Below are 25,415 nucleotides of genomic sequence, written 5' to 3'. Positions count from 1 at the left end.
CGCACGGGCGGCGCGGGCCCCAGGAAGGGCTCCCGCCGCCAGCCGGGCTCCCGCCGTCACGCGGGCGCGGGCCGCGTCCTCGCCTCCCGCGCCGCCCGCGTCTCGGCCACCGCGAGCCCCGCGACCGAGCCGAGCATCAGCAGCGTGCCGGCCAGGGTCGCCGCCGTGAGGTGCTCGCCGAGCAGCAGGACGGCGAGCGCGGCCGCGCTGACCGGCTCCAGGAGCATGATCACGGAGACGGTCGCGGACCGGACGACGGCCGCGCCGGCGAAGTAGAGCCCGTAGGCGAGCGCGGTCGGGACGGCCGCGACGTAGGCGAGGAGCCACAGCAGCCGGACCGGTTCGGCGGTGTGCGGCACCAGCCCCTCGGCCAGGGCGAACGGCAGCAGGCACAGGCTCGTGACGGCGAACGCCCCCACGGACGTACCGGCCGCGTCCGCCCCGCCGCCCCGTCCCCACCAACGGGTGAGCAGCGTCATCACCGAGTACCCGGCGGCGGACAGCAGCGCGAGGAGCACACCCGGCAGGCGGACGGTCGCGCTTCCGCCGCCGAGGACGAGCACCAGGAGCCCGGCGAGGGCGCCGGCCACGGCCGCGGCACCCCCCGCTCCCAGCCGTTCACCGAGGGCGAGGCGGGCGCCGAGGGCGATCAGTACGGGCCCCGCGCCGAGGGTGACCACCGTGGCCACGGCGAGTCCGGTGGACTGCACGGCGGCGAAGTAGGCGGTCTGGAACACCGCGAGCCCGACGCCGGTGACGACGGCCCGCAGTGTCTTGCGGGCGAACGGTTCGCGGACCGCCGGGCGCACCCGCGGGCGCAGCGGCCGGACGGCGAGCAGCAGCACGAGCCCCACCGCGCAGCGCCAGAACGACAGGGCGACGGGCCCCATGTCGCTGGCGCGGTAGACCAGCGAGGCGGCGGCACCGGCGGTGCCCCAGGCGACACCGGCGACGATCAGATAGAGCAGGCCACGCCCTACGGGCAGGCCGGAGACGGCATTCGACACGAGTTCTCTCCGCAGACGCGCACGAGGCGCGGAAGTTCGGGGCGGCCCGGAACGACCGGGGCGCGAGGACTTTCGTCTGCGGGCAGCACCGTCCGGCCCGGCGACGGCGCGCCGGGCTCGCTACAGGGCCCGCCTCAGGCGGCCGGAGGCGGGAGGACGAGTGCGTCGGAATGCATGATCCGCACCCTAGGTCGACGTTCCCCGGCTCGACAACTCCCTTTCGGGACCGCCACTGGCCACCGGGTCCGCGGAGCCCTTCGCCGGGGTCGAGGACTGGGCGATGAAGGCGCCCGCCAGCACCACGACGCCGCCGACGACCTGCGGGGCGGAGAGGTGCTCGCCCAGCAGCACCCACGCCAGGACGGTCGCGATGACCGCTTCCAGGCACGCCACGACTCCGGCGACCTGCGGCGACAGCCGACGTACGGCCACGATTCCGGTGACGTAGGCGAGCACCGTGGCGATGAGCACGATCCAGGCCAGCAGCAGGGCGGCGGCGACGGGCGTGCCGTCCATGGGTGCCGGGCCGGCGAGGACGGACCAGTCCATCGACCAGGGCCGGGCGACGACGGTGAGCACGGCGGCGCCGACCAGCAGGCCGTAGGCGATGACGCCGAGCGGGTCGGGCGCCTCCTCGCCGGCGTCGCTGCCCTGGTCGGACAGGACGAAGTAGCCGACCTGGCAGCAGGCGGCGCCGAGGGCGAGCAGCAGTCCGAGGGCGTCGAAGCCCAGCCCCGACCAGACCTCGACCACGCAGGCGAGGCCGCCGACCGCCAGGACCACGCCGAGCGCGGCGGCGCGCGTGACCGGCCGCCGTTGCACGAACCGCACCCAGCCGAGGACCAGGGCGGGCGCCAGGTACTCGACCAGCAGGGCGACGCCGACGGGGATGCGCGAGATGGCCGCGAAGTAGCACGCCTGGACACCGGCCACGGCGAACAGTCCGTACCCGGCGACCAGCGCGGGACGGCGGCGCAGCAGGGCGCGGTGGCGCACGGCGAGCGGCAGCATCACCAGGGCCGCGCCGGCGACCCGCAGCCAGACCACGTGGAGCGGATCGAGCCCGGCCTCGATCAGCGGTTTGGCCGCGACTCCGGAACCTCCGAAGGCGACCGCGGAGGCCAGTGCCAGGCCGAGCCCGGTGCCCTTGCCGCGGCTGCCGCGGGCGCTGTCAGACGTATGCACCGGCACATGATGACAGGGGTCGACATGACCGTCACCCCCGATGACACCTGTCTCACCGACTGGACGGCGCCGTGGCGCACGCGCGGGAGGGACGAGGGAAGGCCGAGGAAGGCACGAGAGCGGGACGAGAGAAGGGCGCGGGCGGGACGAGAGAAGGGCGCGGGCGGGACGAGAGAAGGGCGCGGGCAGGCTCAGGGCGTCGGCTCGAAGTGGCTCTCCACGCGGGCCAGCACGGAGTGCGGCTCCACGGCGGCGCGGGCCAGCACCTCGGCGGCGCGCGTCCGCGGGTCCGCGACCAGGGCGGCGAGCAGGTCCGGGCCACCGGCCCGGGCCGCCCCGCGCCGGGCCGCCCGTGCGCACGCGTCCTCCATGGCCGCCGCGGCGGGCGGGGAGAACCCGGCGGCTCCGGTCACGACGGGTACGGCGCCGGAGTCCTCGACGGAGCTCTGCCAGCGCAGGCCGTATCCGATGCTGCGCTGCACGAGGTAACCGAGGACGCGGACGACCCGCGGACCGTCCCCGAGCAGCTCGCGGGAGTCCGCGTCGCACTCGAGCAGCGAGTGCAGCAGATGGGCGGTGTCGATCTGCCGGTCCCCGTCCCGCACCGCCCGGCGGCGGGCGCCGGAGACCGCCGAGGCCAGTTCCACGCCGAACCGGTCCTCGAGAGCGGTGCCGTCCGGCCACCGGCCGCCTTGCTCGCCGGCCGACTGCCGGGGGATACGGGGTTGCACATCCCCAGCTCATCAGTCCCACGGAGCCCGGTCATCCCCGAAGGGAAGCATTTCGCCGTCCCACGCGGAGTGGACCGGCCCGGACAGATCTCCTCCTTGGGGATGAGATCAGGCCGTTTCGGCCCGGCGGGCGCGCGCCGCCCTGCCACCCGCCCCCCGGGGCAACCGAAACGTGCCCCCGCGGGTCGAACAGGGGCATGAGGAGCAGGTGCTGGCTGGTGGCGCTGCCCGCCGTCGACGGCAGGCAGTACGTGTACCGGGTGGACGCCCCCCCGGAGGCGCTGCTCGCCGACCTGTTCTGGGAGGCGTGGCACTGCCACGACGAGAGCGCCTTCCCGCGCGCGTGGGACGTCTTCGACGCGGCGGTGATACGGCGGGTCGACTGAACGCCCGGGAACACCTCGGGAACACCGCGGCAACGGCCCGCGGGCCGCGAACGCCCCCGCACGCGAAGGTGCCCCGCGGATCCACTCCGCGGGGCACCCTCGTTCTCGTCCGCACCGGCGCTCGCCCGTGTCAGTCCTCGTCGGCGAGGATCAGGTACAGCTTCTTGCGGGCGTCGCCGATGACGGCGAGCGCCTTCTCCCGCTGCTCCTTGCTGCCGGTCTTCCAGACCTGGCCGAAGGCCTCCATCAGCCCGAAACCGGCCTGGCGGATGTCGTTGAGGGCCTCCCAGTCGACGCCCCGCGAGGCCTCCTCCCAGGGCGCCTCCGGGCCTTCCTCGGCCGCGGTGCGGCCCGCCTCGGTGAGTGCGAAGAGCTTCTTGCCGCCCTCGCTCTCACTGGCGATCAGCCCCTCGTCCTCCAGCAGCTGGAGGGTGGGGTACACCGAACCGGGGCTGGGCTTCCACGCCCCGCCGCTGCGCTCGGCGATCTCCTGGATCATCTCGTAGCCGTGCATCGGCCGGTCCTTCAGGAGGGCCAGGATCGAGGCGCGTACGTCGCCCCGCCGCGCCCTTCCCCTGGGCCCGCCGCGCCCTCGGCCGCCCCAGGGGCCCCCGTGACCGAAGCCGGGCCCGAAGGGACCGCCCGGGCCACCGCCGGGACCACCCGGGCCGAAGGGGCCGAACGCCGCACGCCGGCCGTCGAAGCCGCCGCGGCCGAAGGGACCGCCCTCTCCGTGGCCGGGGCCGTGTCCACCGTGTCCACGCTCGTATCCGTGATTACGCATCACCATCACTCCATTCAGTCGTTGATCTGTCGCGATGCCTCAACGATATATCGGAACGTATCGCGGTGCAAGCCCCCGCCGACGGACGGAGGCGGCCGTCGTGGACCTCGGCGATCCGGTCGGCGGCGGTGAGGTGGGTGCGGTCGTGGGTGACCAGGACGGTGGCGCTCGCCCGTTGGTGGGTGAGACGGGTGATCAGCGCGATGACGGCGGCGCCGCGCTCGTGGTCGAGGGCGCTCGTGGGTTCGTCGACCAGGAGGACGGTGGGGTCGTTCATCAGGGCCCGGGCGAGGGCGACGCGCTGGCGCTGGCCGCCGGAGAGCTGGTGGGGGCGGCGGCCCGCCTGTCCGGCCAGCCCGACCGCGTCGAGGAGCTCCATCGCCCGGCCCCGGGCGGCGCGCGGCCTGCGGCCGTCGATCCGGGCCATCACCTGCAGTTGTTCGACGGCGGTGAGGGAAGGCAGCAGGTTGGGCTGCTGGAAGACGATGCCGATCCGGTGGCGGCGCAGAGCGGTCAGCTCGCCGCGGCTCAGGCCGGTGGTGGAGGTGCCGCCGACGGTGACGGTCCCGGCGTCGGGCGTGATGAGCGTGGCGGCGACGGCCAGCAGACTGGACTTGCCGGAGCCGGAGGGCCCGACCACGGCGGTCAGGCTGCCCCTGGGGATCTCCAGGCTGACCCGGTCGAGTGCGGTCAGGCGCTCGCCGCCGTCCGGGTAGGTGAGGGTGACGTCGGTCAGGCGCAGGCTCATCGGGCGCTCCCCAGGGCGGTCAGCGGGTCGACGGAGGTGATCCGGCGAATGGACAGGGCGGCGCCGAGCGCGCCGAGCAGGACCATCACGGCGGCCGGGAGGAGCACGGTCGCGGGAGTGAGGAGGAACGGCACGGACGAGCCCGCGGCGAGGGCTCCCAGGGCGGCGGCGGCTCCGGTGCCGAGCAGGGTGCCGCCGACCAGCAGGACGACGGCCTGTCCGAGGGCGTCCCTGAGGAGACCGGCGGTGGAGGCGCCGAGCGCCTTGAGGACGGCGACGTCACCGCTGCGCTGAATGGTCCACACGGTGAAGAAGGCGCCGACGACGAGCGCGGAGATGGCGAACAGGAAGCCGCGCATCAGCTGCAGGGAGCCGTTCTCGGAGGTGTAGGAGCCGATCGCGGACAGTGAGTCGGCGGTGGCGACGGTTGTGGTGCCGGCCGTCTCGTCCACGGCCGCCACGTCGGCCTCCGAGGTGGTGCGCAGCGCGATGACGGTGGCGGTGGGTCCCGCGTCGCCCCGGCCGCCGGTGGCGCCGTCGCCGCCGTCGCCGCCGGTGGGAGGCGCGGCCCTCCGCCACACGTCCAGGCTGGTCCAGACGACCGGGGTGTGGCTGAAGAAGGCGTCGCCGCGCACCGCGGCCACCCGCAGCCGCTGCCCGGCCAGGGCGAAGGAGTCACCGCGCCGCACCCCGAGATCGTCGGCGGCCGTGGTGGACAGTACCGCCGCGCCGTCGTCGATCCCGTCGGCCGGGGCGAGGCGGGAGCCGGGCCGCACGCCGAAGGCGGAGACGCCGGCGCTCCGGTCCCCCGCGGTGGCCTTGGTGGTGGTGATGCCGAGCGGTTCGGCGGCCTCGACGCCGGGGGCCTCGGACCACTGCCGCCACTGCCGCTCGGTGACCGTGGAGTCGCCGTACGAGAGGTCCCCTCCCCCGCCGGGAGCCCGGAAGGCGATCCGGTCGGCGGGCAGGTCCGTGATGGCGGAGGTGTTCTGCCGTCCCAGTCCGGCCGTGAGCCCGGACAGCAGCCCGACCAACAGGGTGATCAGCACGATGACGGTCCCCATCAGGGCGAAGCGCCCCTTGGCGAACTTGAGGTCTCTCCAGGCGACGAACACGGCCTCGGCCTGTCCTTTCCGACGGTGGCAGCGGTACGGCCCCCACCGTCGCCGCCGGCCCCCCGCAGGCGCGTCCGGCGCAGGAGGTCACTTCCCGGGCCGGAAGGCGGAACGCGGGTTGTAACTTTCGATGGAGGCTCCGGGGCGTCGGCCTTTCGTAGCCTGGGAGCACTGTGAACGTTTCCGCCCCCGCCCCGACGCCGACCTCCCGGGCCCTGACCTGGTGCCTGCACCTGCTGGTCGTCGGGCTGCTCGTGCTGGTCGCCGCCCGGGCCGTGACGGACGGCCGCTCCCCCACCGGAACGATCGTCGCCGTCGCGGTGGTCTGCGGCCTGGTGTACGCGGCCGGGCCGCTCCTGCCTCGGGTGCGTCTCGTCCGGCGGGTCGCCGCCTGGTGGCTGGCGGCGGTGGGCGCCGTCTGGCTGGCGCTGCTGGCGCTGTCGCCCGAAGCGGTCTGGGTCGCCTTCCCGCTGTACTTCCTCCAGCTCCACCTGCTGTCGCGCCGCGCCGGACTGGCCGCCGTGACCGCCACCGCCGTGGCGGCCGTCGCCGGGTTCGCCGCCCACACGGGCTCCTTCGGCCCGGCGATGGTGATCGGACCGACGCTGGGCGCCGCCGTCGCCGTCGCGGTGGTGTGGGGCTATCAGGCCCTTTACCGCGAGAGCGAGCACCGCCGACGGCTGATCGAGGAGCTGACCGCCACCCGCGCCGACCTCGCCCGGGCCCAGCACACGGCCGGCGTGCTCGCCGAACGCGAGCGGCTGGCCCGCGAGATCCACGACACGCTCGCCCAGGGCCTGTCCAGCATCCAGTTGCTGCTGCGCGCCGCCGAACGCGCGCTGCCCGAGCGGCCGGGTGCCGCCGCCGGCCACGTCGTCGCGGCCCGGCGGGCCGCCGTGGACAATCTCGCCGAGGCCCGCCGCTTCGTCGCCGCCCTCACTCCGCCCGCCCTGGAGGGCACCACGCTGGCCGACGCCCTGGAGCGCCTGTGCGCCACGGCCCGCGTCCGGCACCGGATCACCGCCCGTTTCCGCCTCGCCGGCTCTCCGGTCCCGCTGCCGACGGCGCACGAGGTCGCCCTCCTGCGCGTCGCCCAGTCGGCGCTGGCCAACACGGTCCGCCACGCCGACGCGGGCACCGTCGAGATCACCCTGAGCCACCTCGGCGACCACGTCGCCCTGGACGTCGTCGACGACGGCACCGGCTTCGACCCCGACGCGCTCCCCCCGCCCGACCCCGAGGCGGGCGGCTTCGGGCTGGCCGCCATGCGTGCCCGCCTGGACGCCCTGGGCGGCACCCTGTCCATCGAGTCCGTGCCCGGCCACGGCACCGCCCTGGCCGCCCGGCTGCCCCTCGTCCCGCCCACCGAGCCCGAGGCCCACCCGTGACCGACAGTCCCGTCCGCCTGCTCCTCGCCGACGACCACCCCGTGGTGAGGGCCGGTCTGCGCGCCGTGCTGGAGACCGAACCCGGCATGGTGGTGGTGGCCGAGGCTGCCACCGCCGAGGAGGCCGTCACGCGCGCCGCGCGCGGCGACATCGACGTAGTGCTGATGGACCTGCAGTTCGGCAAGGGGATGAGCGGTGCCGAGGCCACCGCCGCCATCGCCGCCCGCCCCGGGGCCCCGCGGGTGCTGATCGTCACCACGTACGACTCCGACGCCGACACCCTGCCCGCCATCGAAGCCGGAGCCACCGGCTACCTCCTCAAGGACGCACCGCCCGAGGATCTGGCCGACGCGGTGCGCACCGCCGCCGCCGGACGCACCGCGCTGGCCCCCGCCGTCGCCAACCGGCTCATGAGTCGGCTGCGCACCCCCGGCACCACCCTCACCCGGCGCGAGACCGAGGTCCTGGCGCTGGTGGCCGACGGCCTGTCCAACCAGGCCATCGGCCGACGGCTGCACCTCACCGAGGGCACCGTGAAGTCCCATCTGGCGCGCGTCTACGCCAAGCTCGACGTCGACTCGCGCACCGCCGCCGTCGCCACCGCGGCCTCCCTCGGCCTGATCCGCCGCTGACCGCACGCGCGCGCCGCGGAAGCCGCCGAAGCCGCGAAGATCTGCCGGACCCACGAGGCGCACCCTCGAAAAGGGGGCCGCCACTCCGGAATTGGCCTTGGCCCGCGCCCCGGTCCCGGCTCTAGCGTCGGGCCATGCGCATCCGAATCGTCGACGCCTTCACCGACCGGCCCTTCGCCGGCAACCCTGCCGGGGTCCTGCTCCTCGACGCCTTCCCGGACGACGACCGGCTCCAGCGGGTCGCCCTGGAGGTCAACCACTCCGAGACCGCGTTCGCCCACCGCCTGCCCGCGGACGGCGAGGCGGACTGGGCGCTGCGCTGGTTCACTCCGGCCACCGAGGTCGCGATGTGCGGCCACGCCACGCTCGCCACGGCCCACGTCCTGCACACCACCGGCGCCCACGAGGGGCCGGTGCGGTTCGCCACCCGCAGCGGCGTCCTGGTGGCGACGCCCCGGGAGGACGGCTCGTTCACCCTGGACTTCCCGACCGCGCCGCTCACCCCGGTCGAGGCACCGCCGGGCATCGCCGCGGCCCTGGGTGCCGAGCCGCGTACCGTCCTGGACACCGGGCCGAACATCGGGGACCTGCTGGTCGAGGTCGCCGACGAGAGGACCGTCCGCGGGCTGACGCCGGACCTCGCGGCGCTGGCCGCCCACTCGGAGCGCGGCATCATCGCCACCGCCCGCGCCGAGGACCCGGCCCGCGGTTACGACTACGTCTCCCGCTGCTTCTTCCCCAACGTCGGCATCGACGAGGACCCGGTCACCGGCAGCGCGCACACGGCCCTGGCCCCCTTCTGGTCCGAGCGCCTCGGCCGTCCCGACCTCACCGGGCTCCAGGCGTCGTCCCGGTCCGGCCGGGTGCGCACGGAACTGCGCGGCGGGCGCACGCTGCTGAGCGGGCACGCGGTGACGGTGATCGACGGTGAACTGCTGGCCTGACCCCGCGGCGGCGCGGCCCCGGGCGGTCACGCCGTCGGCAGCCAGTCCACCTTCCCGGCGAGCAGTCCGTAGCCGACGAAGGCCCCGATGTCGAGCAGCGAGTGTGCCACCACCAGCGGCCCCACCCGGCCCCAGCGGCGGTACAGGTAGACGAACACGACGCCCATCACCATGTTGCCGACGAACCCGCCGATCCCCTGGTAGAGGTGGTACGACCCGCGCAGCGCCGAACTGGCCGCCAGTGACGCGCCCGCGCCCCAGCCGAGCTGGTCGAGCCTGCGCAGCAGGTAGCCGACGACGAGTACCTCCTCCAGGACGGAGTTCTGCACCGCCGAGAGGATCAGGACGGGGTACTTCCACCACACGTCGGGCAGGGCCTCGGGCACCACGGTGAGGTTGAAGCCGAGGCCGCGCGCGGCGAGGTAGAAGGCGATGCCGGTGCTGCCGATGACGGCGGCGACGGCGGCCCCGCGGCCCAGGTCCGGCCAGGGACGGGTGCGGTCGAAGCCGAGGGTGCGCAGGCTGCGCCCCTCGCGCAGCAGGAAGTGCGCGACCAGGGCGACCGGGACGAGCGCCGTGGTGATCCCGAAGAGCTGCCAGGCCAGGTCGAGCCAGGGACGGCCGGGCGCCGCGGAGGCGTTGAGCGTGGCCGCCTGGTCCTTGAGCCCGCCCGGCCGGGTGACCGAGCCGATGAAGCTGATGAGCGCGGACACACCGCTCGCCCCGAGCGACAGCGCGAGGACGAGCAGCGTCTCGTCACGCAGGATCCGCCGCGCGGGGCGCTCCTCGGTCAAGGACTGCTCGCCGAGTCGCTTCTGAGGGAACGCATCGTCCACCGGGCCCGCCTCCGCCATGCACACCTGCCTCCAGCTGGGACGTCACAGCTTGCCCGATCAGTATGGGGCGGCGCGCGGCGGGGGCGGGTCGGACGGCGGTCAGCCGAGCGGCACCGGTTCCACAAGGCCCACCGGCCACAGGTGCACCGGGTCCCCCTCGCGCATCAGCTCGACGTAGCGGCGGGTCGTGGCGGCCAGCGCGGCCTCCCGGGACATTCCCGCCTCCAGCGCCCGGTGGAACGTGGCGGCCTGCCAGGACGCGCCGTTGACCCGGCGGCGGCACCGCTCCTCGATGACGCCGAGGTAGAAGTCCCGGTCGGCGGGCTCCACCCCCCACGCGTCGAGACCGGCCTCGGCGAGCGGCAGCAGCTCGTCGCGTACGAGGACGGCGGCGTCGACCTCGGTGGTGCCGCCGAGGCGGCCGCGCCGGGGCCATTCGAAGCGCGCGTCGATGCCGTGTCGGCAGGCGGCCTCGAAGTTGGCGGCGGCGGCCTCGAACGGCAGCCTGGTCCACACCGGCCGGGGCTCCTCGGCGAGCGCGCGCACCACCCCGTAGTAGAAGGCCGCGTTGGCGATGACGTCGGTGACGGTGGGCCCGGCGGGCAGGACGCGGTTCTCGACGCGCAGGTGCGGGACGCCGTCGGCGATGTCGTATACGGGCCGGTTCCAGCGGTAGACGGTGCCGTTGTGCAGGACCAGCTCGGACAGGGAGGGCACGCCGCCCGCGTCGAGGACGTCCAGTGGGTCCTCGTCGTCGCAGATCGGCAGCAGCGCCGGGAAGTAGCGCCGGTTCTCCTCGAAGAGGTCGTGCGCCGAGGTCACCCACCGCTCCCCGAACCAGGTGCGCGGCCGCACGCCCTGGGCCTGCAGTTCGGGCGGGCGGGTGTCGGTGGACTGCTGGAACAGCGGGGGCCGCGACTCGCGCCACAGTTCGCGCCCGAAGAGGAAGGGCGCGTTGGCGCCGAGGGCGATCTGGGCGGCGGTCACCGCCTGGGCCGCGTTCCACACGTCGGCGAAGCGGTCCGGGGTGACCTGGAGGTGGAGCTGCACCGAGGTGCAGGCGGCCTCGGGTGCGATGGACTTGGAGGTGCAGGTCAGTCGTTCGACGCCCTCGATGTCGAGGGTGAAGTCCTCCCCGCGGGCGGCCACGATCTGTTCGTTGAGCAGGGCGTAGCGGTCGACGGCGGAGAGATTGGACGAGACCAGGTCGTCCCGGTCCAGCGTCGGCAGAATTCCGATCATCGCGATTCCGGCGTCGACCTCGCCCGCCTTGCGATCCGCATATGCCAAGGACGTGCGGATCTCCTCGGCGAGGCGATCGAATACCCGGCCGCCGAGGCGGTGCGGGGCGATGTTGACTTCCAGGTTGAACATGGCGAGCTCCGTCTGGAAGTCACGGCTCGCGATGCGCTCGAGGACTTGCGCATTCAACATTTTCGGCATCCCGTCGGCACCGACGAGATTCAATTCGATCTCCAGCCCCATCAGGTTCTTCGGGCGGTCGAACCGCTTCTCCGCCAGAAGTCGCTCCAGGCCCGTCAGGCACCGCTGGAGCTTCTCGCGGTAGCGCTGGCGATCGGACAGGTCGAACTGACCTGCCACGACCTTCTCCCCCATGGAAGAGTCCCTTCTCGGAGCGATGAGTGGAAGATCCGGCCGCCGCTGGCCGGTGGCCGGTCAGGTTGGATGATGCCCAGCCGAAGCGATCGATAACGTCCCCGCACCGGCCCGGCAGCCGCTACGCTGTGCCGGTGTGACCGGTGGCACATTCACCGGGCATGGCACGTCGAGCAGTTTCCCGGGCCGACAACTCGTGAAAAACGCCGACGACAATTGGCCGACCGCTCGGTGAACATTCCCCGAGGTCACCGCCGTACACCCGGTCCGGAATCCGGAGGATTCCCGCATATCGACGGCCGAATGCAACCTTGTACCGGTTACCGGAATCGGCTAGCCGAAACACAGTCTGAACACATGTCGTATAAACTCCGCGGACAGGCAGTGGACCGGCGCCCACGGTCGCAGGATCCTGCCGTCGAGTTGACGCGCGGCAGGCCTCTCCCACTTCTCGGTTCCCGGACCCGGCCCCTGCCTCTCCCAGCCCTGTGAGCCGACAGCGTCGTCCGCCCAGCTCCGCCCTCGCGCCACCGTGCCTTCGAATGAGAGGCGACCCATCATGCCCCTGCGTGTCCCCCCGGCCCCCGCGCCCGCCCTGCGCTCCGTCCTCACCGCTCTCTCCTCGCCCACCGCGGTCCGCGAGGCCCGGACCCCCGCCCTGCTCGGCGCCCAGGGACCCGCCACACCCGAACTGCCGCTTCCCGTGCACGTCCTGGACCGGGTCACGACGGAGGGCGCGGCGGCGACGCGGCTGGCCGGGTGGCGGTTCCACATCCGGTTGGGCGACCGGGCGGTGGCGGCGGCGGAGACGATGCTGACCCCCGACGGCTGGGCGTTCTCGCACTTCTTCGAGGGCCCCTACGTCGCCTCGACCGAACGCGCGCTGCGGCAGGCCGAGTCGGTGCCCCAGTCCTACCAGCCGCGCCTGCTGTCGGTGCCCGAGCTGTACATGCTCACGCTGTGGCTGCACGGCGACTGCACGGCGGACGCCGCCACGGGGCATCCCGCGGCCACCGATCTGCTGGTGCCGCTGGCGCCGGCCCCGCCGGGCATCGCGGCGCACCGGCCGCACCGGGTCGCCGAACTGCTGCCGGTCCTCACGCACCGGGTGACGCCGACGCGGTTGCTGGGTTCTCCCGCCTGACCTGCTCCGCTCCCCGCTCGCCACCCCGTCGCCCCGTCACCCACCCGCGCGGACTAGCCCCATTCGGCCATGCCGAACCATCCGAAGTGACAGTGCGGTTCAGCTGAACCGTCCGCGCGGGTGATGCGTCATCAACCTGTGAGAAGCGGTGCTGCCAAATGCCTGCGGATCGAGGCCCGCGGGGCAACACTGGGTTCCGAACGACTCGACAACGGGGGGCGGCCATGAACGAGGCTTCACGCCGCAGGACAGACAACACAGCGACCTCACCCATCACCACGGACCGAGAGACCCCACTCATGTGTCAGCACCAGCCACCGTGCCCCTCAGCCGTCTCCGCCGACCGGGAGTCCGCCCGTCTCGTGGCGCACCACCCGGAGCAGGGGTGGAGCCTGCTGTGCAACGGTGTCGTCCTCTTCGAGGACACCGGTGAGCTACTGCCGGACGGTCGGGTCATCGCCCCGCACCGTCCCGTCGGCGCGGGCCTGACGACCGCCGCCTGACCACCGGCCGGGCGGGGGCGTCCCCCTGCGCCCGGTGCATCACGGGGCCGGCCCGCAGCCACGGCTGTGCACCGGCCCCCACACGTGTCCGCGGCCGGTCACTCCGCGTAGTCTGCCCGCGCGGACCTGGTGAATGCCCGGTTTCCGGGTCCGGAACGCCTTCCCCCGAGCACCCGGTTTCCGGAAGACTCCGGGACGTCTGGCGGTCGGCGTCGGCGGAGGTGGGGGAAGTGGCAACAGACGAGGCCCGGGCCGAGACGGCCTCCGGCCGCCGGGGCAGGGTCACCATCACGGACATCGCGCGCCGCGCCGGCGTCTCGGTCCCGACCGTGTCCCGGGTCGTGAACGGCCGCTCGGACGTGTCGCCCGGGACCAGGGCGCGGGTGGAGGAACTGCTGCGCCGGCACGGGTACCGCAAGCGCGCCGCGGCGCCCGGCCGCCGGGCCGCCCTGATCGACCTGGTCTTCAACGACCTGGACAGCCCCTGGGCCGTGGAGATCATCCGCGGGGTCGAGGAGGTGGCCCACGCCGCCGGGGTCGGCACCGTGGTCTCCGCGATCCACGGACGTTCGGGCGACGCCCGTCAGTGGATGCGCAATCTGCGGGCCCGGGCCTCCGACGGCGTCGTGGTCGTCACCTCCGCCCTGGACCCCGTGCTCCACCAGGAGCTGCGGATACTGGGCGTGCCCCTGGTGGTCGTCGACCCGGCCGGCGCCCCCGACCTGGACGTGCCCACCGTCGGCGCCGCCAACCATTCGGGCGGCCGGGCGGCCACCGAGCATCTGCTGGCGCTGGGACACCGCAGGATCGGGCTGATCGCCGGTCCGCCGCGGCTGCTGTGCTCGCGGGCCCGCCACGACGGCTACCGCGCCGCCCTGGAGGACGCCGGGGTCGCCGTGGACGAGTCGCTGGTCGTACCCGGGGACTTCCGTCACGAGTCCGGCTTCGCGGCCTGTGCCGCCCTGCTGGGCCTGCCCGAGCCGCCGACGGCCGTCTTCGCGGCCAGCGACCAGATGGCGCTCGGCGCGATCGAGGCACTGCGCCGTCGGGGGCTGCGGGTGCCGCAGGACATGAGCGTCGTCGGCTTCGACGACCTTCCCGAGGTCCGCTGGTCGGCCCCGCCCCTGACGACGGTGCGCCAGCCGCTCGCCGACATGGGCAGGCAGGCCGCGCGCACGGTGCTCCGCCGTACTCGCGGCGAGCGTCCGGACCCGCCACGGACCGAGCTGGGCACGGAGCTGATCGTCCGCTCCAGCACGGCGCCCCCGCCCGCGCCGGCGACACCTTCCCGCTGAGGTCTCCCGCCGATCACCCTCCCGCTCGGGTCACCCGCCGATCCCGCGGCGCCCGGCGCCCGACCTGCGACGCGGCGTGCGCAGCACGACCTGATCCGGCTGATCGCCCCGCAGTCTCACCCTCAGCTCTACGGGCGCCCCGGCGTAGACGGCCCGCGGCGTCTTCGTCCCGGCGAGGTCGAGGCGACGCGGACGCACGCGTACCCGCCGCCACGCCTTCACCGGGCTACGGTGCCCCCATGAGCCTGAGCATCCGCAACCAGCTCCCCGGCACCGTCACCGCCGTCACCCCGGGCGAGGCCATGGCGACGGTCACCGTCCGTCTCTCCGGCGGCCAGGACCTCACCGCGGCGATCACCCGGGAGGCGGCCGAGGACCTCGCGCTCACCCCCGGCACCGCCGTACGGGCCCTGGTGAAGTCCACCGAGGTGGCTCTGGCCACCGGGCGCGTGGACGCCCTGTCCATCCGCAACCGGCTGCCGGGCACGGTCACCGCCCTCACCACCGGCGCCGCGATGGCCACGGTCGCGGTCGCCGTCGAGGGCGCCGAGCTGACCGCGGCCGTCACCCGGCAGGCCGCCGACGACCTGGGGCTGTCCGTGGGCACTCCCGTCGTCGCGCTGGTCAAGTCGACGGAGGTGTCGCTGGCCACGGCCTGAGACGCCGAGAGGCCCCGCCCGGGCACCGCGGGCCCGGGCGGGGCCTCTCTCACCTTCTCGGCGGGACTCAGTCCTCGTACGCGTCCAGCGGCGGGCAGGAGCAGACCAGGTTCCGGTCGCCGTAGGCCTGGTCGATCCGGCGCACCGGCGGCCAGTACTTGTCGGCGGCGGACACACCGGCCGGGAAGACGGCCTCCTCGCGCGTGTACGCGTGGTCCCACTCGCCGCCGAGCGCGTCAGCGGTGTGCGGGGCGCCGCGCAGCGGGTTGTCGTCGGCGGGCCAGGCGCCGGAGCCGACCTTCTCGATCTCCGCGCGGATGGCGATCATCGCCTCGCAGAACCGGTCCAGCTCGGCCAGGTCCTCGGACTCGGTCGGCTCGATCATCAGCGTGCCCGCCACCGGGAAGGACATCGTCGGCGCGTGGAAGCCGTAGTCGATCAGCCGCTTGGCGACGTCGTCGACGCTCACGCCGGTGGCCTTGGTCAGCGGGCGCAGGTCGATGATGCACTCGTGCGCGACCAGCCCGCCGGGGCCGTTGTAGAGCACCGGGAAGTGCGGCTCCAGGCGCTTGGCGATGTAGTTGGCGGACAGCACGGCCACCTGCGTGGCGCGCTTGAGGCCCTCGCCGCCCATCAGGCGGACGTAGGACCAGGAGATCGGCAGGATGCCGGCCGAGCCCCACGGCGCCGCCGAGATCGGGCCGACGCCCGTCTGCGGACCGGCCGCGGGCTGCAGCGGGTGGTTGGGCAGGTACGGCGCCAGGTGCGACCGCACGCCCACGGGGCCCACGCCGGGGCCGCCGCCGCCGTGCGGGATGCAGAAGGTCTTGTGCAGGTTCAGGTGGGAGACGTCGCCGCCGAAGTGGCCGGGCTTGGCGAGGCCGACCAGGGCGTTGAGGTTGGCGCCGTCCACGTAGACCTGGCCGCCCGCGTCGTGCACCTGCGCGCAGATGTCGGCGACGTGCTCCTCGAACACGCCGTGCGTGGACGGGTAGGTGATCATCAGCACGGCCAGCTCGTCGCGGTGCTTCTCGATCTTGGCACGCAGGTCCTCGACGTCGATCTCGCCGTCCTCGGCGGTCTTGACGACGACGACCTTCATGCCGGCCATCACGGCGCTCGCGGCGTTGGTGCCGTGCGCGGAGGACGGGATGAGGCAGACGGTGCGCTGCTCGTCGCCGTTGGCCCGGTGGTAGCCGCGTACGGCGAGCAGGCCCGCGAACTCGCCCTGCGACCCGGCGTTCGGCTGGAGCGAGACCTTGTCGTACCCGGTGACCTCGGCGAGCCGCTCCTCCAGCTCGCGGATGAGGGTGAGGTAGCCCTGCGCCTGCTCGGCGGGCGCGAAGGGGTGCAGCGCCCCGAACTCGGGCCAGGTGACCGGCTCCATCTCGGTGGTCGCGTTGAGCTTCATGGTGCAGGAGCCCAGCGGGATCATGCCGCGGTCCAGCGCGTAGTCCCGGTCGGCCAGGCGGCGCAGGTAGCGCAGCATCGCGGTCTCGGAGCGGTGCTGGTGGAAGACGGGGTGGGTCAGGAAGTCGTCGGTGCGCAGCAGCGCCTCGGGCAGCGTCTCCGCGGTCTCCGCGTCCAGCGACTCGATGTCGCCCTCGACGCCGAAGGCGTGCCACACGCCGCCGACCTGGGCGCGCGTGGTGGTCTCGTCGCAGGCGAACGACACGTGGTCGGCGTCGACGAGCCGCAGGTTGATGCCGTTCTCGCGGGCGGCGTGCACGATCGCGTCGGCCCGGCCGGGCACCCGCGCGGTGACGGTGTCGAAGTAGGAGCCGTGGACGATCTCGACGCCGCCCGCGGCGAGACCGGCGGCGGTGATCGTGGCGTACCGGTGGGTACGGCGGGCGATGGCCCGCAGGCCCTCGGGGCCGTGGTAGACGGCGTACATGCCGGCCATGACGGCGAGCAGCACCTGCGCGGTGCAGATGTTGCTGGTGGCCTTCTCGCGGCGGATGTGCTGCTCGCGGGTCTGCAGGGCCAGGCGGTAGGCCTTGTTGCCGTCGGCGTCCACGGAGACGCCGACCAGGCGGCCGGGGAGGCTGCGGGCGAACTTCTCGTGCACGGCCATGTAACCGGCGTGCGGTCCGCCGAAGCCCATCGGCACGCCGAAGCGCTGGGTGGTGCCCACCGCGATGTCCGCGCCCAGCTCGCCGGGCGAGGTGAGCAGGGTGAGGGCGAGCAGGTCGGCGGCGACGGTGACGAGCGCGCCGAGCTCGTGCGCCCGGTCGATCACCGGCTTGATGTCGCGGACGGCTCCGGAGGCACCCGGGTACTGGATCAGGACCCCGTTGATCTCCCGCTCGGCGACCTCGGCCGGGATGCCCGCGCTCAGGTCGGCGACGACCACCTCGACGCCGGTCGGCTCGGCGCGGGTCCGTATCACGGCGACGGTCTGCGGCAGGGCGTCCGCGTCGACCAGGAACAGGCCCTTCTTGTTCTTGCCCATGCGCCGGGACAGCGCCATCGCCTCGGCGGCGGCGGTGCCCTCGTCGAGCAGCGAGGCGCCGGAGGTGGGCAGGCCGGTCAGCTCGGCGACCATCGTCTGGAAGTTCAGCAGGGCTTCGAGACGGCCCTGGGAGATCTCCGGCTGGTAGGGCGTGTACGCCGTGTACCAGGACGGGTTCTCCATGACGTTGCGCAGGATGACCGGCGGGGTGAAGGTGCCGTAGTAGCCGAGGCCGATCATGGAGTCGAGGACCTGGTTGCGGTCGGCCAGCGAACGAAGCTCGGCCAGCACCTCCGCCTCGGAGCGCGCGCCCGGCAGGTCCAGCGCGTCGGCGTTCTTGATCACATCCGGCACCGCGGCGGCCGTCAGTTCGTCGAGCGAACCGTAACCGACCTGCGCGAGCATCTTGGCCCGGGCCTCGTGGTCGGGGCCGATGTGGCGCTGCTCGAAGGGCATGGCCTGTTCGAGTTCGGAGAGCGGGGTGCGATGGGCGGTCATTTGCGGAGGCCTCCTGGTCTGACGACCTTCGTGGGGCACCACGGCGCGGGTACCCGGACGGCCTCCCCCTCTGTCATCTCAACCTGAGAGCTTCACCGGGTGAGCCCTGGGGCTCTCCCGGCTTTCACCGTCGGTGAGAGCGGAAGCCGTCGACACCCGCCCTGCTTTCCAGAGTGACCTCGTCCGTGCGGTACGTGAGCCTGAGAGATTCCGGGGAGGATTTGCTCCTTCGGCGCCTCCGGTGATGTCCGGAGGACTCTCCCGCGCGGGGTCAGCAGCCGTTTGCCAGCGTACCAGCGAGGTCGCCGCACGGACTTCGAGTGGCCGACCGGGCATTTGTGCCCTTTTGTAGTACTTACGGATGATTAGGCGGCTGGTGTGCGACCCCAGTCCGGCCCAGTGGTGCGATCAAGTGGAGGGCCCCGTGCGTACTGACATCGATCCGCGGAACCTGATCGGCCGCAAGGCGTTCGACCGCGACGGCACCAGGATCGGCACCGTGGACGAGGTCTACCTCGACGATGCCACCGGCGTCCCCGAGTGGGCGGCGATACGGACCGGTCTCTTCAGCAGGGACGCCTTCGTCCCGCTGGAGCCCAGCGAGCTGGTCGACGGCGCCCTGCGCGTGCCCTTCGACCGGGCGCTGATCAAGGAGGCGCCCGACTTCGGTGTCGGCCGCCACCTCTCGCCGGAACAGGAACTCCAGCTCTACCACCACTACGGCCTGGACGTGGCGGCCGCTCCCCCGCCTCCCGACCACGACTTCGGCAAGCTGGCCGGCAAGGGCAAGGGCCCCGACGAGGGCTGACCCGCCCCGTCCTCCGCGTCGGCGACCAGCGGCAGCGGATCCGCGGGCGTCAGCTCCGGGTCGTCCACCGCGAAGGTCCGCACCCGCCCGACCTCCGAGTACGGCGTCTCGAACCGCACGGTGACCCGCCCGAGACCACTGCCCTGCACCCAGCCGTGCCCCAGCTCCGTGTGCCGCACGTCGTGCCCCGCCGGCCACCGCCGCTCGGCGGGCGAGGGTCTGTGCTCCTCGGCGGGCTCGGTCTCGGGCTGCTCGGCCGATTCCTCGGCCCGGTCCCCCGCCGCCTGCGCGAACAGGTCCTCCTGCGTGTAGTCGGCGAGCCCGCTGACACCCACCCCGAGCAGCCGCACGCCGCCCGTGGTGTCCACCGAGTCCAGCAGTCTGGCGGCCGCCTCCCGCACCACCGCGGGATCGTCGGTGGGGCCGCGCAGGGTCTCGGAGCGCGTGAGCGTGGAGAAGTCGTATCTGCGCACCTTGAGCACGATGGTCCGCCCGGACAGTCCGGAGGCGCGCAGCCGCCGCACGCACCGGTCCGCCAGCCGCCCCACCTCGACGCCGACCCGCACCCGGTCGTGGATGTCCACGTCGTAGGTGTCCTCCACGGACACCGACTTGGTCTCCCGCTCGGCCACCACCGGACGCTCGTCCCGCGCCAGCGCCATGGCGTAGAGCGCGTGGCCGTGCGCCTTGCCCAGCAGCCGCACCAGCTCGTCCTCGCCCGCCTCGGCGATCTCGCCGACCGTGGTGATCCCCGCCCGCCGCAGATGGTCTCCCGTGGCCGGTCCCACCCCGGGCAGCGTCCGCACCGTCATCGGCTCCAGCATGGCGCGCTCGGTTCCCGGCGGGATGAGCACCAGTCCGTCGGGCTTGGCCGCCTCCGAGGCGATCTTGGCGAGCATCTTGGAGGCGGCGAGACCCACGGACCCGGTGAGGCCGGTGACGGTGCGGATGTCCGTGCGCAGCTTCGCCCCGGCCAGTCGCGCCGTCTCGGCGTCACGGGCCGCCCCGCCGGCGTCCAGGTCCACGAAGGCCTCGTCCAGGCTCAGCGGCTCCACCAGCGGCGACAGCTCCCGCAGCAGCCGCATCACCTGCTCGCTGATCGACCGGTAGAGCTCGAAGCGCGGCACGAGGTACGCGGCGTGCGGCGCGAGCCGGCGGGCCTGGCCCATCGGCATCGCGGAGTGCACCCCGAACACCCGGGCCTCGTACGAGCAGGTGGCGACCACGCCGCGCGGTCCGAGGCCGCCCACCACGACGGCCTTCCCGCGCAGGCTCGGCTTGGACGCCTGCTCCACCGAGGCGAAGAAGGCATCCATGTCGAGATGCAGGATCGTGGGCGCGGTTCTCACATCTCCGATGCTGCCCTACGCCACTGACAATGCCCTCACCGGACGGCCCCGGGGCGCGGCGGGATCAGACCGCCCGGTTGTTGCGCCGCCGGGCCAGTTCGTCGGCCGGATTGTGCCCGACCAGGGTCTCCCCCGTGTCGATCCGCTCGCCGTGCAGCTGGGACAGCGCGCTCTCCACGTCCCGCCAGACCACGCCGACGGCGATCCCGAAGATGCCCTGCCCGCCCTGGAGCAGGGCGTGCACCTCCTCGGGCGAGGTGCACTCGTGGACGGTGGCGCCGTCGCTCATCAGCGTCATCCGCTCCAGGTCGCGAAAGCCGCGCTCCCTGAGGTGCTGGACGGCGGTGCGGATGTTCTGCAGGGACACACCGGTGTCGAGGAAGCGTTTGACGATCTTCAGCACGACGACGTCGCGGAAGCTGTACAACCGCTGGGTCCCGGACCCGTGCGCGGGCCGCACGCTGGGCTCGACGAGGCCCGTGCGGGCCCAGTAGTCGAGTTGCCGGTAGGTGATGCCGGCGGCCGCGCAGGCCGTCGGCCCGCGGTAGCCGATCTGCTCGGACGCCATGGACGTCGCCCCTCCGCTGGTCGGCACCGCTGCCGGTCGCTGCGGACCGGGATCGGCCGCAACACCGTGCTGGGCGTGGCCCGCGCCTGCGCGAAGCCGGGAGCCCGGGGGAGGGTACGGACCGCCTGCCCCAAGGCTGTGCCCGGGGCCACCCCCAACCGTACCGTCGCCGCTGATTCTCACGCCGACCTCCGTCCTTGACCTGCCTCCTCGAAGGTAGGCAGTCACCAAGGGTGCGTCAACGATCGCCACACTCGGCACGCCGAGTGATAATCACCCTACGAGTGGTTTCCCGTGTCCGATCCCGGGAAAGGCTAGCCGGATGTGCCCGTACGGGCCCGCGTCTCACTGATTGCTGGTCCCGAAGTCCTCCGGCGAGATCTGGTCGAGGAACTCGCGGAACTTCTCCACCTCGTCCTCCTGCTCGTCCGGAATGGCGATACCGGCGTCGTCGAGAACCGTGTCGCTGCCGTAGATCGGCGTACCGGTGCGCAGGGCCAGCGCTATGGCGTCGGACGGCCTGGCGCTGACCTCGACCCCGCTCGCGAAGACCAGCTCGGCATAGAAGACCCCGTCACGCAGGTCGGTGATGCGTACTTCGGAGAGCTCCTGGCCGACGGCTTCCAGCACGTCCTTGAAGAGGTCGTGGGTCAGCGGCCGTGCGGGAGCCATGCCCTGCTGGGCGAAGGCGATCGCCGTCGCCTCCCCCGGTCCGATCCAGATGGGAAGGTAACGGTCGCCGCCCACCTCGCGCAGCAGCACGATCGGCTGGTTGGAGGGCATCTCGACCCGGACACCTACGACATCGAGCTCGTTCACACAGCAACCCTAGGCCGTGCCCGGGACGTTTGGGTAGTCGGGCCGGGATCGGGTGGGCGATCCGGGTCGCCGGCCCGCCCGTTTCAGGGCAGCCGCACGCCGAGAGCGGTCTGCACCAGCGCCGCGTGCAGTTTCACCGCGAGTCCCGCCAGCTCCTTGGTGCGGGCTTCCGCATGTGCCCTGGTCTGAGGGTTGCGGTGGCGCTTCAGCGGAGCCACCACCTGGTCCACGAGCCCGGCCTCGCGGTCGGCGGCGGCCTTCATCACCCGCAGGTGCCGCGGTTCGATCCCGAACCGCCCCAGCTGCACCACCAGCGACGCCACGGTGACCGCCTCGGCGTCGTACGCCCCGTCGGGCAGCGGGACGAGGAGTCCGTACGACTCCCACTCCCGCAGTTCCTGGTCGCCGATCCCGGCCGTGGCGAGCAGCTCGTCCCGCCCGATCCGGGCCACCGTCGGGCTCTCGGCGGGCTCGGGTGCGGCGGCCTCGCCGTCCCGCTGCCGGCCGACCCGCGGCAGCGCCACGGCCTCGCCGCGCTCCACGGCGTCCAGGTGCTCGCGGATCACCTTGAGCGGCAGATAGTGGTCCCGCTGCATGCGCAGCACCTGGCCGAGGCGCTCGACGTCGTGCGCGCCGAACTTGCGATACCCGGCCGGGGTCCGTCGCGGCTCGACGAGGCCCTCCGACTCCAGGAAACGGATCTTGGAGATGGTGATGTCGGGGAACTCGTCACGCAGCGCGTTCAGCACTGCGCCGATGCTCATCAGCCCACTGTCCGTGGCGGCGGCGCCTTGCCCGGCACCGCCGCTCGGTGTTTGAAACATGGACCTTCCCTGGAGGTTCCCCGGGCGGGCGGCCCGGGGGCGGGTCAGTAACCCCGCTGGCTCGCGTAGAACACCAGCCGGTACTTGCCGATCTGCACCTCGTCGCCGTTCGACAGGGCGACCTGGTCGATGCGCTCGCGGTTGACGTAGGTGCCGTTCAGGCTGCCGACGTCGGCGACCGTGAAGGAACCGTCCGGGCTGCGGCGGAACTCCACGTGCCGGCGCGAGACCGTCACGTCGTCCAGGAAGATGTCGCTCTGCGGATGACGCCCGGCGGTGGTCAGCTCACCGTCCAGCAGGAAGCGGCTGCCCGAGTTCGGACCGCGGCGCACGACCAGGAGGGCGGAGCCCAGCGGCAGCGCGTCCACGGCCGCCTGCGCCTCGGGCGAGAGCGCCGGCACCGCCGTCTGGCCGGTGACCTCGGCGTCGTAGGCCTCCAGACCGGAGATGGAGATGGTGGAGGTCGTCTCGGAGGCACGCTCCGGGACCGCGCCGGGCCGCAGCGGAGCACCGCAGTTGGAGCAGAAACGGCTGTTCTCCGCGTTGCGGTTGCCGCACCTCGTACAGACCAGGGCCGACATGGACGGATCCTCCTGCCGCGACTGCCCCGCCGGGGCGTTCGACGCGTACGGGTCGGGGGTGAACCCTCCACCCGCACCCGGGGCCGAGGGCTGGCCGAAACCTATGCCGCCGGACTGAGCAGGGTCAACAGACGGCGCGCCGGGACCACCCACCTGGTCCCGGTACATCGGGCGCCGGCCCTCCGCGTCGGGCTGTGCGCGATGGCGGGCGGTCGCGTTGTCGCCGCTGCCCTCTCGCGCGCTCTTGCCGAACAACTTCGCAAACAACTTCACGGGCGATTCCCCTTGACCGAAACAGACCCGCCCGTGGGGCAGGACGAACCCTTACTGAACGCACTGGCCGACCCGGACACCTTCACAACGTCCGTCTCCACCAGACAGTTTCCACCACGCACCACCCAATCGGTGCGCCGACCCCCCGCAACCTCATGCCCTCGCCGGACGCCCCCCATGCACCGCCGGTTCACTGGGAGGACGACCGAGCGTAGTCAGGCCGCTCCGCCGCTCGCAAGGCGTCCACGACGATCTTGCTCGACCGCTCAACAGTAACGGTGGCCTGTTCCTTCTCCAGAGTCTGCACCACTCCTCCAGGAATGTTGAGAGCCGGTTCGAGGTCCTGCGGCTTGCCGATGACCTGGAAACGATAGGGCGCGTTGATCTTGTTCCCGTCGACGCTGACGGAGTTGCCGGCGTCCGCGAGATACGTGCCTGCCACCACCCGTACGCCGTTCACCTGGATCGCCTCCGCGCCCGCGGCGCGCAGCTCCTGGATCGCGTCGAGCAGCATGTCCGCCTCGACCGTCCCCTTCGTGTCCTCGATGGTCACCGTGATGCCGGGCCCCTGCGCGGCCACGGTGCCCGCGAGGATGCCCAGTTGCCGCTCCTTCTCGAGCGTCTGCTTGCGGGCCTCCTCCGCCTGGTCGGAGCTGTTCTCCAGCTCGTCGCGCTGCTTCTCGAGGCCCTGCTTCTCGTCTTCAAGACGCTGAGTACGGTCGTCCAGTTCATCGAGGATGCGGACCAGATCTTCCTGGCGGGCACCTCGCAGCGCGCTGTCGCTGTCACTGTTGGACGCCACCTGCACCGCGAGACCGAACCCGAGCCCGAACAGGAGCAGGGCGACGATCAGTTGGGCCCGCGTCAGGCGGGGCGGCCACAGCCCCTTCAGGAGCCGCTGCCTGCCGGTCACTCCGTTCCGCTCCCCCTGCCCGGCCCCCGGGAGGCCGCCCGCGGGGTCGTCCGCCGACGGGGACCGCGACGGCGGCACCTCGTCCGGCAGCTCCTTGCGCAGCCTGTTCGCGGGCTGCTCGTCGTCGCTCATCGGCCTCACGCCCGGAAGACGTGGCGTCGGATCGCCGCGGCGTTGGAGAAGATGCGGATGCCGAGGACCACCACGACGCCGGTGGACAGCTGGGCTCCGACGCCCAACTTGTCGCCCAGGAACACGATCAGTGCGGCCACGACCACGTTCGACAGGAACGACACCACGAAGACCTTGTCGTCGAAGATGCCGTCGAGCATGGCCCTCAGCCCGCCGAACACGGCGTCCAGCGCCGCCACGACGGCGATCGGCAGATACGGCTCCACGGCCGCCGGCACCTCGGGCCGGACCAGCAATCCGGCCACGACTCCCACGACGAGGCCCAGTACGGCGATCACGATGTGCCCTTCTCGGTTATCGGCTGTGCTGTACGTACGATCACACTCGGTGCGGCCGGCAGCTTGAGGTCGTCCGCGACGGAGATGGCGGTCCGGATGCCGTAGCTCTCCTCCAGGGCATGCAGGTACAGCCCGTCCGCGCTGTCCTGGAAGCCCCTGCTCAGCCGCTCGCCGTCCCCCACCGCGAGCACCGTGTACGGCGGCACCAGCGGCCTGTTGTCGACCAGTATCGCGTCACCGGCGGCCCTGATCGCCGACAGCGCGGTCAGCCGCTGCCCGTTGACGGAGATCGCCTCGGCGCCCGACTCCCACAGCCCGTTCACCACTCGCTGCATGTCCCGGTCCCGCACCCGCCCCGTGTCGGAGAACCCGGAAGTGCCGCGCGGCTGCCCGTCGGCCCCCGTGGCGACGTCCTTCGCATCGTTCACCACGAGCTTCACGCCGGGGCCGTGCACCTCCACCGCGCCCGACAGGATCCCCACCAGGTCGGACCGGTCGCCGTCGCCGCTCTTCTCCAGCGCCTCGCGCCGGCGGGCGTCCACGTCGTCGCGCAGCTCGTCGACGCTCTTCTCCAGCTCGTCGGCCGCCGAGGTCTCCCCCTCTATGCGGTCGACCAGCTCCTCGCGCTCCTTGGCGACGACGGGGGCGGCGACCCGTGCCTGGGCCGCCCCGACGGTCACGACCAGGGCCGCGAGGACCAGACCGGCCGCCAGGCCCAGCTTGGCGCGCAGCGTCTTGGGCATGCCCCCGCCGCCGTCGGCCTGCTTGCGCGCGGCGGCCTCGGCGTATCCGTCGTCGAGGCTGTGGTCCATGACGTTCGTGAGCAGCGACATGGACGCGTCCGGGCGCGCGGGCCGCCTGGGTGTGCTCCGAACGGGGGGTG

Annotated in this window: 26 protein-coding genes and 1 riboswitch; of the genes, 9 read left to right on the top strand and 17 right to left on the bottom strand. The window is 73.0% G+C overall.

The window, feature by feature from the left end:
• Positions 1-56: 56 nt before the first annotated feature.
• From Sru02f_RS12250 to Sru02f_RS12240, 3 genes are all read right to left on the bottom strand, one after another.
• Positions 57-1,007 carry a DMT family transporter gene (locus Sru02f_RS12250; protein ID WP_109030036.1) on the bottom strand — a complete coding sequence of 317 codons (951 nt, stop codon included), beginning with the start codon at positions 1,005-1,007 and terminating at the stop codon, positions 57-59.
• A gap of 186 nt (positions 1,008-1,193) precedes the next feature.
• Entirely contained in the window at positions 1,194-2,198 is a 1,005-nt protein-coding gene (locus Sru02f_RS12245; protein ID WP_109030035.1) for an EamA family transporter, read from the bottom strand.
• A gap of 185 nt (positions 2,199-2,383) precedes the next feature.
• Positions 2,384-2,923, bottom strand: coding sequence for a Clp protease N-terminal domain-containing protein (locus Sru02f_RS12240; RefSeq protein WP_109030034.1), 540 nt, complete (start codon positions 2,921-2,923; stop codon positions 2,384-2,386).
• Between the two features lie 197 nt (positions 2,924-3,120).
• Between Sru02f_RS12240 and Sru02f_RS12235 the strand changes: the two genes are divergently transcribed.
• Entirely contained in the window at positions 3,121-3,309 is a 189-nt protein-coding gene (locus Sru02f_RS12235) for a hypothetical protein (protein ID WP_167469353.1), read from the top strand.
• Between the two features lie 130 nt (positions 3,310-3,439).
• On the opposite strand, the gene Sru02f_RS12230 is transcribed toward Sru02f_RS12235, so the two are convergent.
• From Sru02f_RS12230 to Sru02f_RS12220, 3 genes are read right to left on the bottom strand one after another with little or no spacing between them, the layout of a single operon-like run.
• Positions 3,440-4,093 carry a PadR family transcriptional regulator gene (locus Sru02f_RS12230; RefSeq protein WP_011027749.1) on the bottom strand — a complete coding sequence of 218 codons (654 nt, stop codon included), beginning with the start codon at positions 4,091-4,093 and terminating at the stop codon, positions 3,440-3,442.
• Positions 4,086-4,841 carry an ABC transporter ATP-binding protein gene (locus Sru02f_RS12225; RefSeq protein ID WP_109030032.1) on the bottom strand — a complete coding sequence of 252 codons (756 nt, stop codon included), beginning with the start codon at positions 4,839-4,841 and terminating at the stop codon, positions 4,086-4,088. Before Sru02f_RS12225 ends, Sru02f_RS12230 begins: the two co-directional genes overlap by 8 nt.
• Positions 4,838-5,956: an ABC transporter permease gene (locus Sru02f_RS12220; RefSeq protein WP_109030031.1), complete on the bottom strand. Its 1,119-nt coding sequence runs from the start codon at positions 5,954-5,956 to the stop codon at positions 4,838-4,840. Before Sru02f_RS12220 ends, Sru02f_RS12225 begins: the two co-directional genes overlap by 4 nt.
• Before the next feature lie 173 nt (positions 5,957-6,129).
• Here Sru02f_RS12220 and Sru02f_RS12215 point away from each other — a divergent pair, with 173 nt between their 5' ends.
• The 3 genes from Sru02f_RS12215 to Sru02f_RS12205 all read left to right on the top strand — a co-directional run bounded on the left by Sru02f_RS12215 (position 6,130) and on the right by Sru02f_RS12205 (position 8,920).
• Entirely contained in the window at positions 6,130-7,344 is a 1,215-nt protein-coding gene (locus Sru02f_RS12215; protein ID WP_109030030.1) for a sensor histidine kinase, read from the top strand.
• Positions 7,341-7,976, top strand: coding sequence for a response regulator (locus Sru02f_RS12210; RefSeq protein WP_109030029.1), 636 nt, complete (start codon positions 7,341-7,343; stop codon positions 7,974-7,976). The genes Sru02f_RS12215 and Sru02f_RS12210 overlap by 4 nt, the downstream gene beginning before the upstream one ends.
• Positions 7,977-8,110: 134 nt before the next feature.
• The gene (locus tag Sru02f_RS12205) at positions 8,111-8,920 is read left to right on the top strand and encodes a PhzF family phenazine biosynthesis protein (RefSeq protein WP_109030028.1); all 810 of its coding nucleotides are present in this window, start codon (positions 8,111-8,113) and stop codon (positions 8,918-8,920) included.
• 26 nt (positions 8,921-8,946) lie between these two features.
• Here the strand turns inward: Sru02f_RS12205 and Sru02f_RS12200 are convergent, their stop codons facing one another.
• Together Sru02f_RS12200 and Sru02f_RS12195 are read right to left on the bottom strand one after the other, a co-directional pair.
• Positions 8,947-9,774 (bottom strand): CPBP family intramembrane glutamic endopeptidase, encoded by an 828-nt coding sequence (locus tag Sru02f_RS12200; RefSeq protein ID WP_109030027.1) that lies wholly within the window; start codon positions 9,772-9,774, stop codon positions 8,947-8,949.
• Between the two features lie 81 nt (positions 9,775-9,855).
• On the bottom strand, positions 9,856-11,373 hold the full coding sequence (locus Sru02f_RS12195) for a glutamate--cysteine ligase (protein WP_109030026.1): 1,518 nt from the start codon (positions 11,371-11,373) through the stop codon (positions 9,856-9,858).
• Between the two features lie 559 nt (positions 11,374-11,932).
• Between Sru02f_RS12195 and Sru02f_RS12190 the strand changes: the two genes are divergently transcribed.
• From Sru02f_RS12190 to Sru02f_RS12175, 4 genes are all read left to right on the top strand, one after another.
• Positions 11,933-12,517: a hypothetical protein gene (locus Sru02f_RS12190; RefSeq protein WP_164279256.1), complete on the top strand. Its 585-nt coding sequence runs from the start codon at positions 11,933-11,935 to the stop codon at positions 12,515-12,517.
• Between the two features lie 299 nt (positions 12,518-12,816).
• Positions 12,817-13,020 (top strand): DUF5999 family protein, encoded by a 204-nt coding sequence (locus Sru02f_RS12185; RefSeq protein WP_003977451.1) that lies wholly within the window; start codon positions 12,817-12,819, stop codon positions 13,018-13,020.
• 230 nt (positions 13,021-13,250) lie between these two features.
• Positions 13,251-14,315, top strand: coding sequence for a LacI family DNA-binding transcriptional regulator (locus Sru02f_RS12180; protein WP_109030024.1), 1,065 nt, complete (start codon positions 13,251-13,253; stop codon positions 14,313-14,315).
• Between the two features lie 239 nt (positions 14,316-14,554).
• Positions 14,555-14,974, top strand: coding sequence for a TOBE domain-containing protein (locus Sru02f_RS12175; protein ID WP_109030023.1), 420 nt, complete (start codon positions 14,555-14,557; stop codon positions 14,972-14,974).
• 67 nt (positions 14,975-15,041) lie between these two features.
• Here Sru02f_RS12175 and gcvP read toward each other — a convergent pair whose 3' ends face one another.
• Positions 15,042-17,927 carry an aminomethyl-transferring glycine dehydrogenase gene (gcvP, locus tag Sru02f_RS12170; protein WP_109030022.1) on the bottom strand — a complete coding sequence of 962 codons (2,886 nt, stop codon included), beginning with the start codon at positions 17,925-17,927 and terminating at the stop codon, positions 15,042-15,044.
• Positions 17,928-18,105: 178 nt separating this feature from the next.
• Positions 18,106-18,201, bottom strand: a riboswitch (glycine riboswitch).
• A gap of 150 nt (positions 18,202-18,351) precedes the next feature.
• On the opposite strand from gcvP, the gene Sru02f_RS12165 reads away from it, so the two are divergent.
• Positions 18,352-18,735 carry a PRC-barrel domain-containing protein gene (locus Sru02f_RS12165; RefSeq protein WP_174855013.1) on the top strand — a complete coding sequence of 128 codons (384 nt, stop codon included), beginning with the start codon at positions 18,352-18,354 and terminating at the stop codon, positions 18,733-18,735.
• On the opposite strand, the gene Sru02f_RS12160 is transcribed toward Sru02f_RS12165, so the two are convergent.
• From Sru02f_RS12160 to Sru02f_RS12125, 8 genes are all read right to left on the bottom strand, one after another.
• Entirely contained in the window at positions 18,645-20,084 is a 1,440-nt protein-coding gene (locus Sru02f_RS12160; protein WP_109030020.1) for a DNA polymerase IV, read from the bottom strand. The two genes, Sru02f_RS12165 and Sru02f_RS12160, sit on opposite strands and share 91 nt — an antisense overlap.
• A 64-nt stretch (positions 20,085-20,148) precedes the next feature.
• A complete protein-coding gene (locus Sru02f_RS12155) occupies positions 20,149-20,835 on the bottom strand; it encodes a MerR family transcriptional regulator (protein WP_174855012.1) in 687 nt (228 codons plus the stop codon).
• Between the two features lie 162 nt (positions 20,836-20,997).
• Positions 20,998-21,471: a bifunctional nuclease family protein gene (locus tag Sru02f_RS12150; RefSeq protein WP_003977444.1), complete on the bottom strand. Its 474-nt coding sequence runs from the start codon at positions 21,469-21,471 to the stop codon at positions 20,998-21,000.
• A gap of 83 nt (positions 21,472-21,554) precedes the next feature.
• Positions 21,555-22,295 (bottom strand): transcriptional regulator FtsR, encoded by a 741-nt coding sequence (ftsR, locus tag Sru02f_RS12145; RefSeq protein WP_109030019.1) that lies wholly within the window; start codon positions 22,293-22,295, stop codon positions 21,555-21,557.
• A 44-nt stretch (positions 22,296-22,339) separates the two neighbouring features.
• A complete protein-coding gene (locus Sru02f_RS12140) occupies positions 22,340-23,191 on the bottom strand; it encodes an FHA domain-containing protein (protein WP_203697801.1) in 852 nt (283 codons plus the stop codon).
• A gap of 148 nt (positions 23,192-23,339) precedes the next feature.
• Positions 23,340-24,194, bottom strand: a complete 855-nt coding sequence (locus tag Sru02f_RS12135) for a DUF881 domain-containing protein (protein WP_109030017.1) — start codon at positions 24,192-24,194, stop codon at positions 23,340-23,342.
• Positions 24,195-24,199: 5 nt separating this feature from the next.
• Positions 24,200-24,532 carry a small basic family protein gene (locus Sru02f_RS12130; RefSeq protein WP_003977440.1) on the bottom strand — a complete coding sequence of 111 codons (333 nt, stop codon included), beginning with the start codon at positions 24,530-24,532 and terminating at the stop codon, positions 24,200-24,202.
• A complete protein-coding gene (locus tag Sru02f_RS12125) occupies positions 24,529-25,365 on the bottom strand; it encodes a DUF881 domain-containing protein (protein WP_164279260.1) in 837 nt (278 codons plus the stop codon). Before Sru02f_RS12125 ends, Sru02f_RS12130 begins: the two co-directional genes overlap by 4 nt.
• Positions 25,366-25,415 lie beyond the last annotated feature (50 nt).

This window comes from Streptomyces rubrogriseus, from assembly GCF_027947575.1.
GTDB lineage: Bacteria > Actinomycetota > Actinomycetes > Streptomycetales > Streptomycetaceae > Streptomyces > Streptomyces rubrogriseus.
This window is presented reverse-complemented; position numbering and strand designations above follow the sequence as displayed.